The organism is Anaerolineae bacterium (assembly GCA_016931895.1).
GTDB lineage: Bacteria > Chloroflexota > Anaerolineae > 4572-78 > J111 > JAFGNV01.
The window spans coordinates 1-12672 of record JAFGDY010000183.1 but is presented as its reverse complement, the minus strand read 5'-3'; the positions used below and the strand labels follow the sequence as shown (position 1 = coordinate 12672).

The 12672-nt window shown below is 49.5% G+C and carries 9 protein-coding genes; 6 read left to right on the top strand and 3 right to left on the bottom strand.

Annotated features, from left to right (window positions below; all coding sequences use genetic code 11):
- The coding region (locus tag JW953_13685) for a hypothetical protein (protein MBN1993748.1) at positions 1 to 390 on the top strand (390 nt) is incomplete at its 5' end.
- Positions 372 to 1634 (top strand): tetratricopeptide repeat protein, encoded by a 1263-nt coding sequence (locus tag JW953_13680; GenBank protein MBN1993747.1) that lies wholly within the window; start codon positions 372 to 374, stop codon positions 1632 to 1634. The genes JW953_13685 and JW953_13680, both read left to right, overlap by 19 nt.
- Here JW953_13680 and JW953_13675 read toward each other — a convergent pair.
- Positions 1631 to 1786: a hypothetical protein gene (locus JW953_13675; GenBank protein MBN1993746.1), complete on the bottom strand. Its 156-nt coding sequence runs from the start codon at positions 1784 to 1786 to the stop codon at positions 1631 to 1633. The genes JW953_13680 and JW953_13675 overlap by 4 nt on opposite strands.
- A gap of 225 nt (positions 1787 to 2011) precedes the next feature.
- On the opposite strand from JW953_13675, the gene JW953_13670 reads away from it, so the two are divergent.
- The 4 genes from JW953_13670 to JW953_13655 all read left to right on the top strand — a co-directional run bounded on the left by JW953_13670 (position 2012) and on the right by JW953_13655 (position 8616).
- A complete protein-coding gene (locus tag JW953_13670; GenBank protein ID MBN1993745.1) occupies positions 2012 to 3454 on the top strand; it encodes an AAA family ATPase in 1443 nt (480 codons plus the stop codon).
- Between the two features lie 3 nt (positions 3455 to 3457).
- Positions 3458 to 4660, top strand: a complete 1203-nt coding sequence (locus JW953_13665) for a tetratricopeptide repeat protein (GenBank protein MBN1993744.1) — start codon at positions 3458 to 3460, stop codon at positions 4658 to 4660.
- 160 nt (positions 4661 to 4820) lie between these two features.
- Positions 4821 to 5939, top strand: a complete 1119-nt coding sequence (locus JW953_13660; protein ID MBN1993743.1) for a hypothetical protein — start codon at positions 4821 to 4823, stop codon at positions 5937 to 5939.
- Positions 5940 to 5955: 16 nt separating this feature from the next.
- Positions 5956 to 8616 (top strand): CHAT domain-containing protein, encoded by a 2661-nt coding sequence (locus JW953_13655; GenBank protein ID MBN1993742.1) that lies wholly within the window; start codon positions 5956 to 5958, stop codon positions 8614 to 8616.
- A 202-nt stretch (positions 8617 to 8818) separates the two neighbouring features.
- On the opposite strand, the gene JW953_13650 is transcribed toward JW953_13655, so the two are convergent.
- Positions 8819 to 9946 (bottom strand): hypothetical protein, encoded by a 1128-nt coding sequence (locus tag JW953_13650; protein ID MBN1993741.1) that lies wholly within the window; start codon positions 9944 to 9946, stop codon positions 8819 to 8821.
- A gap of 3 nt (positions 9947 to 9949) precedes the next feature.
- Complete coding sequence (locus JW953_13645) at positions 9950 to 12502, bottom strand: ABC transporter permease (GenBank protein ID MBN1993740.1); 2553 nt, start codon at positions 12500 to 12502, stop codon at positions 9950 to 9952.
- Positions 12503 to 12672 lie beyond the last annotated feature (170 nt).

Genomic DNA, 12672 nt, shown 5'->3' with positions numbered 1-12672 from the left:
GTGGTAGGGGGCAATCCACTGGCGCTCAAGTTGGTGGTGGGCCAGACTGCTTTTTTGCCGTTATCTCAAGTTTTGGACAATCTCAAAGCCGCCCGGGGCAAAAGCATCGCCGATTTGTATACCTTCATCTATTGGCAAGCCTGGCACATGCTGGACCCCGCCGGTCAACAGGCCCTTTTGGTAATGCCGTTGGCCCAAGAAGGCACGCTGCCGCAACTGCTTGTCTTGAGCCGGCTTGAGCCGGCGGATTTGCACCAGGCCCTGCAACAATTGATTACGTTATCGTTAGTGCAGGTCAAGGGCGGATTGGAGAAACGCCGGTATTCCATCCACCGTCTCACCGAAACCTTTTTGCTTACCGAGGCCATCACGTGGCAATCGTTAGCCTGAGTGATAACCAACGCCGCACGCAATTTTTTCAAGAAACCACCTTGCTTAATTTGGAATATTGGCAGGCGTGGTTAGCGCAGGTCAACAGCGCAAATATAACCGTTGTCAATCTTGAGCGAAACAGCATTGTCCGGGCCATCCTATTTGGCCTTGACCTGGGCCAGGTCGCCTGGTCAACCACCTATTCTCTGGTGACAACTTTTTCAACCTACATGGAGCGGGGCGGCCATTGGGAGGTGTGGCACGGCGTGTTGCGTCGGGCGATCAGGCTGGCCGAATCTACCAGAGATAAAGCAGGGATGGTTGGCCTGTCGGCGTTGTTGGCCCGGTTGCTATTTCAACAAAACCACTTTCAAGAAGCCTGTCGTTACTACCGGCAAACCATTCACCTGGCCCGGCAAACGGGTGACCGGTTTAGTGAAGCCCGGGCCTGTTCTAATTTGGGCTATCATTATGTGGAAACCGGGCAGTGGTACCGGGCAGAAGTGTTGTGCTGCCACGCCCTTGACCTTTTTGCCCAAATTGACAGCCAGCATGGCCTGGCGCACACTCATAATCACCTGGGCTGTTTGTACCTGCGGCAAGAGCAGTGGTCCCAGGCCGAACAACATTTGCAGCAAGCGTGCGCTATCTGGCAGCAGCTGGACGACCGGCACGGCTTGATGCGCGGTTACATCAACCTGGGCGCGCTCTATTTAGATACTGATTGTCCAGGCAAGGTTTTGCTTAACTCACGCAAGGCCCTTGAGTTTGCTCAACTTACCGGCGACAAACTGGCCGTCGGCACAATTTATATAAACATCGGCCAGGCCTATCGCCTCAAGCAAGAGTACGCCAAAGCCGAAACCCATCTCCGCCGGGCAGAAACCATTTTTCAAGATCACGCCAATGCCCGCGGCCTGGCTTTGATGCAAGATAATTTGGGCCTGGTTTATCTTGAACAACAATGCTGGCCCGAGGCGGAATTTTATCTAAAATCCGCCCTGGCCGCCTGGCGCACCCTTGACAGCAAATACAACGAAATTCAGGCCATCACCTACCTGGCTGAGTATGAATTGGCTCGCGGCCATTCCCGGCAGAGTAGCCTCTACCTGGCTGAAGCGGAACAACTGTTAAACCGTTACGACCGGCCCAAACGTTTTTATTCACACTGGAACCGGGTTGATAAGTGCCGCCGCAGTTTGCATGAGGCAATGTCTGGCCAAACCACGGCGACACGCATCCAATTACATAAACGGGGCTAACACCCGCCGCCGCTGGTCCCGCTGCTGTTACAGGCATGCGCCGGCGAGGTGATTGAGGCCCCCAGCGAGTCAACCACAATCCCGGTTCCACCCGCTACCGCTACCAGCAAAGCTAAACCAATTACAAGTTTGATAATCCGTTGCTTTAACATTTCAATGAACCTCCTGATGGTTAGAGGCTTATTGAGTGTGGGGAGTCCCCGCCGCCAAAGCGGCCTGCGCGCATTCCCCAATAAGCGCGGATTTATTTTTGGCTGTTAGTTTGGCCAGAACTTGATTTAGCATAGCCCAACTTGGGCTTTTAAATGTGCGCCGGGCCACGCAAAAATACGCGCGGGCAACGCATTAATTCCGTTCAACCTGACGGAGAGGTCTCTGTGCGAAAAACCGATAAAGAAAAAATTGTCCAACTGATGAGCCGTTGGCGAGAGCGTTCTCACTTGAGCGTAAAACAGATTGTGGCGCGTATCCAGGCCCAGGGGTGCGACCTCAGCCGCTCGATGTTTGAAAATCGTTTTATTCGCTTTGACCAGCAGCCCGACATTTCCCCCCAGTTGACCCTGGCCGTGATTGCCGCCTTTACTCAGGGCCTGACGCCCGCCGAACGTTGCACTCCTGCCGAAGCCATAGAACTGGCTAAACTGACCCACCTGCCCATTGACCAATTTGCAGAAATGAGGCCCCTCTTTTTAGAAGATGAATTTGACCGGGCGTTTAGCCGATACGCGCCCGCGGCGTTACCGGAGCATCGCCGCAAAGCAGGGGCAAAACCCGGGCCAACCACGCCCTTGCCCCTCCACTTGCCGGGCAAAGCCTACCATCGCCTGATGGGCCGGGAGCAGGAACTCAAGCAATTGTTAGCCGCGCTGCGCGAGCCGGAACGCAAGCCAATAATTGCGGTGGTGGGATTGGGCGGCATTGGCAAAACTGCCCTGGCCCAGGAGGCCATGGGGCAATGCTGGCGCGAAGGGATTTTTGACCACATTGTGTGGGCCAGCGCCAAACCAGAGCGCTTTGTGGGCGAAGGGGCGCGGAAAACAGAAGTGTCCGATTATGGCTTTGAATCGTTATTGGATGATATTGGTCGTCAGTGTGGCCGGATGGACTTGGCGAAACTGCCGTTGGCGCAAAAACAAGCGGCGCTGAAGCAGTTTTTGCGAAACAAACGGGTGCTGGTGGTGATGGATAACCTGGAAACCATCCCGGAAAGCGATGTTTTTGTGGACAAAGTGTTTCAGATTCTGGGCCGGAGTAAATTACTGATCACCAGTCGCCATCAGGTGCGGCTGGAACGCACGTTTACCCTCGACCTGGGCGGATTTTTGGAAAAAGAGGGGGTTGCTTTTTTGCGCGAGGAGGGCGCAGAGCGCGGCATTGGGGTGGTGGCTCAGGCCAAACCCGGCGACTTGCTGACCATCCACCAGGTTACGGGCGGAGCGCCGCTGGCTATGAAATTGGTGGTGGGGCAGGCCAGCCGGTTACCGCTAAGCCAGGTGTTGCATAACCTGCAAGCGGCCAATTTTGCCGGGCCAAATTATGAGTTTTACCGTTTCATTTTCAAACATTCCTGGAATATGCTGGCGGTGGAATCTCAAAAAGTATTGGTGTCAATGTCGGTGTTTGACCTGGCCAACGGCAGCACTACCCATGCCTTGCAACAGGTTAGCCAGTTAGAGTTTGAGACTGTCCAGGCCGCGCTGGATCAACTCATCCTGTTGTCCTTTGTGGATGTGCTGGGCAACCTGGCCCAGCGCCGCTATACCCTGCATCCCTTAACCCATTACTTTATCCTGTCGGACATTGTGAAAAAGTGGAGTTAGCGGATGAGCAATGAGCAGAACTGGCTTGAGTTTTTTGCGGATAGGGAGCGTTTGTATGCCGATTACTATCTTGCTTTTGCCCAACAACACGCCCGGCGCGACTCTACCGCTTACGATCATTTAGAGGCGGAAAGCGGCAATTTACTGAGAACTGCCAGTTGGCTGGCAGAGCAAAACGAAACCGGGAATATATTAAAACTGGCCGACGTTTTGTGGCAGCAGAGCGGCTTTTTGCGCAGCCGGGGTTTCTTGCAGCGCGGCCTGCCTTTGTTGGAGCAGGCCCAGCAAGCAGCGCATGCATTAGGGGATGTGCGGACCGAGTTTATTTGGCTGGAAGCGTTGGCGTTTGTATATTGGGATAATGGTAACCACGCTTCAGCCCTGCCCCTATATGAACAGGCCCTGGCTTTGCTTCAGGATAATGATGAGCCGCTTTGCCATGCCCAGGCCAACCTGGGGATGGGGCGTTTACAAATAGATATGGGGCACCTGGAAAAAGCCAATACTCTGCTATTGCAAGCTCTGCAAGATTATCATCATATCCGCGACCAAAAAGGGGAACTTGAAACTCTTATCGCCCTGGCAAATTTATCCAGTTTACAAGGTAATCCTGATAAAGCCACCACTTATCTGGAACAAGCCCTATCTTTGACCCAGGCCCGGCAAGATTTGCAAAACGAAGCTAATTTACAGTATACGCTTGGGTATGTTAATGCTCTGGCAGGAAAATGGTCTGAAGCAGCCATTCATTTTTCAGCAGCAATTAAAACTGCCCATGCTGCCGGTGATATTCTGCTTGAAGTCCGAGGAATGACCGCTTTAGGAGAAGCCTGGTTGGTTCAGGGAGACGCTCAGCAGGCTGTAAATCTACTGCAAAAAGCTCTGGCCTGCCAGGAAACAAATGACGATATTCTGCACAAAGCTTTTACCCAGGTTTACCTGGCTAAAGGGTACAATATTCTTAACCAGCCGGAACAATCATTGGTTCAATTACGCCAGGTTTACCCATATTTATTAGATTTGCGACAGGCTCCAATTATGGCAACCTTAGCGGTTGAAGCGGCCTGGATTATGGCCGACAATTATTTAAAGCAAAACAATCCTGTGTTAGCCCAGGCTGCTTTGCATGATATTTTGCTCCTGAACCCGGACCCAAAGGCCAAACTTTACCAAACAACTAAGGCATTGCTTGAGTCAATAGGGTAGAAGTGGATACGGCGAGCAAAAAATGACTTTGCAACAATATCCAATAGCATGACAAGGAGGTGGACTTGCAGAACAAGTATACCTGGTGGGATAAAAGGATAAATCATCAATTTTAATCTTATTTCTTAACACTATTAATTTAAATTAGGAGGTATTCAAAATGCCATCTAAAAATTCGGGGATGGATGGAGAAACGGCAGCGGTAGGGCCAAATGTTGAGAACGAAAATGATATTCGCTCGGCAGATGAGATAAAAAATGAATTACTCAGGGTACTTGAAATTGAAGCAAAATATAAAAAGGAGAATTACATAGAAATTAAGCAGCCGGAAATCAGAGCAGCAATCGAAACGTGGTTTAAATTATATCACTGCCTGGTTTATCTTGCCGCGGCAACTCAAAAGCCGAATTTTCATAAAACCATAGAGAAAGATGAGAACGGCAATGATATATTGAAGTATGGTCACTACGTGCCGGCATTTACCTCGGGGGAAGATGAGGAAGGATGGTTTTTTGAAGGCAATACAAAGCAGTTTGGCGGATTAAAAACAGAGCCGATTAAAGGGTTGATAACAGAGTATCAAAACAGATATTCAGAAGAAAGCCTGGGGATTGCTGTTCAAGACTTAAAAATCGATACGGTTTATTACTATATTCAACAAAAAGCTAAGATTGGTAATGAAACCCGTCCTCTTTTGCAAAGTTTTCTAATGCGATGTAACAAGTTTATAGCAGAAGATGAAAATTCCGGGCCAACAGAGTGGTTCAATAGCTGTTACGATTCGGCCTCAAAATTGAAGGAAAGTGATGTTTTTCATCCTAATACAGTATTCTTTGTGCAACAGGCCCTAAATCTTATCCAGCAGGTGTGGGGAGAGCAAATCAAAGAACATTTGCATGCAATCACTGGCTGGCTGGCAGTGGCTGAGTTATCCCCCAAAAAATTTGCGCCAATATTGGCGCAAAAATTAGAGGTTGGTGAGTTGGAGACGGTTATCAGTTCCGGTAATGAGAAAGCCAAATTAGAAGTTTGTAAGATGATTGCGATGCTCTATATCAATCAACATACTTATAGATTCATGTATGACCGTTTTGAAGGACAACCTGATATGAATGACATCAGTCACTGCCTGGAAAAGGCTATTGCCGGAATAAAGAAACACTTACCAGAGTCTTACCACAAGATGTGGGATAATTTATTGTTTGCCACGTATGGGGCCATCGTCTGGCAAATGACCCAACAAGTTAACCAAACTATAACCGCCATACGGAAAATTTAGAGGGAGGCATCAGACAATGAGGAATGATGATTACTACAACTGTACGTTTGATTTGCAGTTGGCGTGGGATAACAACAGAGTGTCGGTACAGTATCAGTCCGAGCCTATTTCTGGGAGGTTGTATGTTCCTCCTGTGTTTAAATTACATGATGACATACCCATAGAAGACATCATCAAATTTGGCAAACACATTGCCACATTACTTTTGCCGGGGCGTATTCGCGGTATATTTAAGAAAAAATATAGAGCCAATAAAAAAGTTCGCCTGCGCCTCATATACCCTGAGGGTGAAAAGCAACTTATGGAAATCCCTTGGGAGTACGCTTACTTACCCCTTGATGCCCTAAGAGATCCTCATAAGAATCTATTAGGGCTTAATCAAGATATTTCAATTGTGCATCAATTAACCAATAAGGGGTCAGCCTGCGCGCGGGTCAATGCGCCAATAGTTAAAATGAAATATCTTTCTTGGTTAAAAAAAGATGACAAAGCTGATGAACAAAAAATATTTGAAAAATTTAAAAATGAATTACACAAGCTAGAAACAATTATTGAGTGTGAAGAAGATAAGAAAGGCTCAACATTTTTACCCGCTACATTCGCCAAAATAAAGGACGCCTTAGAAAACGACCATGTGCTGCATCTAACTTGTCATGGCGGCAGTAATGCCCTTTATATCAAAGGTGCGACATTGAACTCAAATGAGTTAACCCCTTCATCAATACGAGCTGTTATTTTGTTTAGCTGTAACTCCGCCGCGGGACATTCAGATAGTACTGGCGTTCAACTTCACCTGAAGGGTGTGCCGGTGGTAGTTGGATTTACATATATGATTCAACCCGGGGATGCTGCCGAGTTTGCCGCCGGTTTTTATCAGGCTCTGGCCAATCAACCCGGTGATGGCCTGGAAAAAGCAGTGGTTGCGGGACGAAACACGCTATTTCAATCCAAACGTGATTGTCGGTACGCAGGCTTTGGTCTGCCGCGCCTTTTTCTAAATAGCCCTGATAGCATCCTGATCCCTGAAGAGCGGTTATTTGGCACTGACCACGATATGTTAGATAGTTTTGATGAACTCATAAGAGAGAAAGGAAGTTGCACAAATCTTCACCCGGATACTAAAAAGTGGCAAAACGAATTAGATGCCTGGGTAAGACAAACCCCTGATGCCCCTAAACGAAACTGGTTCTTAATGACCGGCCCGGCCGGCAGCGGCAAAAGCACTCAAGTTGCAAAACTGATAAAGAAACTTGAAACGCAAAATGACTCTAAAACCCCGCCCCTGATTTACCATTTTTGCCAGGCCGAAGCCTCTAGCACTAACGACCCTTTGGCCTTTGTGCGATATTCCCTGGTGCGTCAATTGATTAAACATTATGGTGAAGCCTACAAGCAGCGCCTTCCTGAAGGAAGATTTCCCCTTTTGGTGGGGAATGTAAAACATGCCATACGGGAGTTTTTTGTTCAACCGTTAAGAGAACTTGCTGATGAAGATGTTGAAGCTTTTGAGCCGCCGGTGATTATCATAGACGGAGTTGATTTGGTTGGCCCCAATTATGATGTTTTAGATATGCTACTCGATCATCGCGGTGACCTGGATGATGTGGCGCGTTTCTTAATTACGGCTGATACAGACGATGATATACCAGAAGAAGTTAGGGAAAATATTCTTTGGCTAACCAATCACCATCAGGATGGCAAACCTGATTTACCCATCGCAAAGCAGGATGACCCCTTAATCTTGTTTAGCAAAATGAAGGAAAGACTCACTCTCCAGGGTAGTTCTACCTTCAACATGCCCCCACTCCCGGATAAAATTAAAAACTGGTCAGAATTGTATAACCTTTTTGACAGCGTGGTTAAGGCCATACAAAAAAAGCATGGCAAGCTGGCTACCCGGCTGTTAGACTTGGTAACAGTGTCTTATGAACCACTCTCTGTCGAAGATGTGGCTATTCTGGCCAGCTTTGACGATAGGCTTAAGCCTGAGCAAATCAAAGAAGAATTATCAGATGTGCGGCAAGATATCCAACCATTCTTTAAACCGTATAAGGATTATAAAAACAAACTTATTTTGTACCATGGTAGGCTTAAGATATATCGTCTGCGCAAGATGAATCCGTGGAATAATAATAGCGTTGCTCTTACGCATGAACTCTTTGTAAAAGCATTTCAACCACAAGCAGGTGATTGGACCGGCATGGCCGATTGGTGGGACTTAACTAAGACGCCCTGGCAGCAATTAACTACCCCCAATCCTGACCAAGCCAAGGCGATGTCCAGATACGTTAGGCGTTACCTTGCCAATCACGCCTACTACAGCTACAGCGCAACCGTCTGGCGTTCATCCAAAAAACGACCGGAACGGGCTGAAACATTTCTGAGCCTGATCTGTGATCCGCAGTTCCGAAAAGCTCGTTATGATGAAGTTGGTTGGAAAACTTCTCTTCAAGACCTGTGGAATGGCCTGCGGGTCATCTACACCGAACACATCCATAATCTATCGTCAGAGGGATATAATAAGCCAACTCGAATAGCTTTTGATCGGCTCATGGCGGCCAATGAACCCGGTACAGATTGCCATGGAGAACTCATTGAGCTTGAAAAGAAATTGAGACGGGGTGAAAAAGAGGTGGGTAGTCTTTGGGAGTTTCTAGATATTCCTCCCAAATTGTGATTGGACAAAAATAAAGCAAAGAACAAACCCGGCCAAGAATTACTTACTTCTTCCGGCAGCGCAGGGTAGAGTACAGCCAAATTCTATACCAAAAGGTAGCCTTGATATGACTGCACAACTTCCCCCCTAGCAGACATTCCCATTCCCAAGAGCATCCCGGAGGATTCTCATTGATGGTTATGATTACAATCAACCTGATACTCTACCAGTGGCTCTGCCCCGTCATCTGGAGATACCCATAACCCTCTTGGCTGCCCTGAATGACGACTACGCCTTGCCAGTAGGTGAGATACCCGTTGACTTCCTGTTCAACTAAGAGGGGTTTGAGTTTTAAATTAATGGCTTGGTTGGGTATGGCCAGGGACCACTCTATGGGATACTCTGTTTTACTCTGGGGGCTTTCCCAGTGATATTGGCCGGTTAGTTCCACGGTGTTTGGGGAAAGCGTTTGAGCCTGGCCGTCTGCGCCAACCAATAATAGTTTGTCAACCAGTAGGATTGGTTCGGCGGGGTCTTTGAAAGGTTCCTCTTTGTGATGAACATCAAGATAAATAATCTCTCGGCCATCCACCAGTTGTAAAAAAAACAGATCCCAACCGGCAATTGGCCCAAAATTCAAATTGCCCCACGCATGAATATGCCCGGCCTGACCGGTCACGGGAAAAGCGCCCCGAGGCGTAGTAATTATGCCCTGAGCCTGGTTGTTGGTTAAAGCATAGTAGGCAATGGCCTGGCCCGGCAGATTTGCCCTGGCCTGGTCCGGCCAGACTGCCGGTTTGACCTGCTGTAAAGTCAAATCCAGGGCGATCTCTCCATTATCCGCCCTAAGTTGCACATTACCCGGCGACACTTCTTGAACAAACCAATTTTCTACCCATACCCGGTAAGGGTTGCTGCCGGCTCCGGCCAACCGGCCGTTGCCCCGGCTAAAACGTTCCTCGTAATTAAAGGTTTGGCCGGTCTCGTCCGTAACGCTCAGGGAGGCAAAGTAAATTTGGTTGGCCGTCCATTCCGAGATACCCCCGCGCAAGCCCCGGCTGACCCCAAACCGGATAAAGGTGAGTTGCACCCCGTATTGATGCCCCATTTCATCCGTTAAATGGCCGCTGTAAAACCAGCCGTCGGTTTGGTGGTTGGGATGAGCGGCCAGGTCATCGGGAAAAACAATAGGTCGCCTCTCTATGGGGTCAAAGGCACGGCTGGCATCTTTAACCAGGTCAAAATCCGCCACGCGGCCTGTGATTTTGATATCCCCCTTTAGTTGCATAAAACCCACAATAATCAGGCCAGATATAAGCATCAGGATAACAACGGTGGCGAGCAGGCGCATCCTTTACTCCTCTCTGATTGCGGCGGCAATTTTCATCCGACTCAATCTGAAAGCAGGATAAATGCCGGCCAGCAGAGCCGCCGCCAACGACATGGTCAGGGCCAGCCCAAAGGTGGTTAGGTGGGGGCGTAATTGAACCACCCAGCCCAAAACACGCTGGTTGACCACCTGTACCAAGATGAAAGAGAAAATTGAGCCTACCGGAATGGACATCAGACCGGCAGCCAGGCCCATCAGTCCGGTTTCCAGCAGAGTTTTACCCCACAATTGGGAAACACTCATCCCGTTAGCCCGCAGGATGCCTAATTCGCGCGTCCGTTCAAATTGCAACGACATCAGCGTGCTTAAAATACCAAAAAAGCCCACCACCACCGCCAACAGGCGGAGGGCAGAGGTGACGGTAAAGCTACGTTCAAAGCCCTCACGAATAGACGTTTTTATAGCGTGGCCGGAGAACATCACCAGGGCATACCGCTCTGATAGTTTTTGTTTCAAGCGATAAATAACTTCCTCAGTTTGTGAGGCCAGATCAGGCGTTAAATAAAGGCTGATGATGGAGATGTGCGCATCTTGCCAGTAGTTTTGGTAAACGTGAGGGCGCATCAAAATATGACCCGCCCCCGGCGACTGGTAATCATAAATAATGCCGATAACCCTGAAGGGATGCGGCCCATCCCCGGTATTGAGCGTGAGTACAGAAGGTTGGTCAAGCGGTAAGTGATGATAACGGGCAAAAGCTTCCGTCACTACCACATCCCCCGCGGCCAGGGCGGCGGCATTGGCCCGGTAATCGCCCAATGACCAGAGTACGGGCATTTTATCTTCATCCGGCAGGGGATCAACCGCGCGAACAGTGACCAAACCGTAATCAGGCGAAACTACGGTCGCTTCCCAGATCGGCGATACCTGAACCACGCCCGGCATGGCGGCCAGTTCTTCAACCAAATACGGATCAAGCGCATTGCGATCCATAGACATAATGTAGATGTCGGCCCGGATGGTATTCTCCAACCAAACCGTAATGGAGTCTCTAAAGGAGTCAATCACCAGGCCAACGGCCACAATGATGGAAATGACCAGCATCAAGGCCGCAATGGCAATAGAGGTGCGGCTCAAGGCCCGAAGAATATCACGCGGCCCCATCCGGCCAATAAGGCCCAAACTCCAACGGGTAAGGGGATGCAACAGCCGCATGAACAGTTGGGTAAAGAGGGGGGTTAAAAGAACAAACCCGGCCAGAATGGTAAAAATGGCCGTAAAACCCAGAAGCAATGATTTACCGGGATAATATAATAAACTCCAACCGGCAGCCAGCAGCAACGCCCCCCCTCCGGTCAAGCCCGGCATGAGCCTTTGCAGCCGGCTCTCTTGCTGAGAGCGCTGTAAAACATTGTGCGGGGGGATGGTGGTGGCCTCCAGGGCCGGTATAAAAGCAGCCAACAAACTGGCCACCAGACCGGCCACCATACCTTTGTAAAGGATTAAGGGCGACCCCCATAAACTTTTCTGCACGGTCAAGCGGTAAAATTCGCCAATGGTTCCGGCGACCACCCCCACCAGTGTCCGCCCTAATAAAATGCCCAGGCCCAGCCCAATAATGCTGCCCGCTATTCCCAATACCAGGGCCTCGGTTAGCACCAGGCCAAAAATTTCACGCCGGGTGACGCCCAGGCAGCGTAAAACCCCTAACACCGGCCGCTGCTGCACCACCGAAAAACTGATGGTGTTATAAATCAAAAACATCCCGGCCAGCAGAACCAATTGGCTGGCAATAGATAAACTTAGCTCAAGGGACTCTACCATTTGGGTGATGGCCTGGGTCTGTAACTCGGCCGGCTGGAGGCGGGCTTTGGCCGGCAAGCGGTCAACAATGGGCTGCGTGTCTGCCTTGGCCGGAAGCTTCAGGTCAATATAATCAATGCGGCCAACTTTGTCTAATAACACCTGGGCAGTGCTGATATCGCTGATCATAAGGCCTGCTAAGGCCCGGCGGCTGACCTCATCATTGGTTTCCAGCATGGCCGCCAGCTTAACATATTTGTGTTGGCCATTGATCACCACGGTCAAGTTATCACCCAGGGCCAATTGATATTGCTCGCATAACGATTGGGCCAGGGCCACCCCATCAGGCGTTAGCAGCAGATGAGCCAGGGCAGCCAGCGAAGCCCCATCATCCTGCTCCCCCAGATAATTCACAATAGATAGTTCGGCCGCCGGGTCAATGCCCAACAATTGCAGGTAGGCATTGCGCGCGTTTTTTAAGCGCACCCGCCCGGTCACTACCGGCGCCGTATCTCTAAGACCCAGTTCCAGCCGCAGGTCTTCATAAAGCGCGGTCGGTAATCCTCCAGACCCGGCCACAATTTGATGCGTAGCCTGGTTGGTAACACTACCTGTAGATAGGACAAACGCCTGGTGGGCGCTTTGGTTGGCCATATCAATGCCCACAATCAGGGCCACGCCCAGGGCCACCCCCAAAATGAGCAGCAGGCTTTGCAGCGAGTGTTTGTCGCTATGGCGCAGCGCCAATAAAGTAAAATGAGACAATCTGAGCATGGCGCTATCATAAGCGAAAAACCACAATTAGGCAACCACTATTAAAAAACCCTTGCAATAATGAGCATTATAGGATAAAATAAGAGGGATGGTTCACAATTTAGTTGACACTTTTTTGAGCACGAAATAAAAATTGGCCGTTAAAATTTATCGGGTCCAGGCTATTTTCT

Coding starts and splice junctions, on each gene's coding strand:
- JW953_13665 (MBN1993744.1), top strand. CDS start 3,458: ATGAGCAATGAGCAGAACTGGCTTGAGTTTTTTGCGGATAGGGAGCGT.
- JW953_13650 (MBN1993741.1), bottom strand. CDS start 9,946: ATGCGCCTGCTCGCCACCGTTGTTATCCTGATGCTTATATCTGGCCTG.
- JW953_13655 (MBN1993742.1), top strand. CDS start 5,956: ATGAGGAATGATGATTACTACAACTGTACGTTTGATTTGCAGTTGGCG.
- JW953_13660 (MBN1993743.1), top strand. CDS start 4,821: ATGCCATCTAAAAATTCGGGGATGGATGGAGAAACGGCAGCGGTAGGG.
- JW953_13645 (MBN1993740.1), bottom strand. CDS start 12,502: ATGCTCAGATTGTCTCATTTTACTTTATTGGCGCTGCGCCATAGCGAC.
- JW953_13675 (MBN1993746.1), bottom strand. CDS start 1,786: ATGTTAAAGCAACGGATTATCAAACTTGTAATTGGTTTAGCTTTGCTG.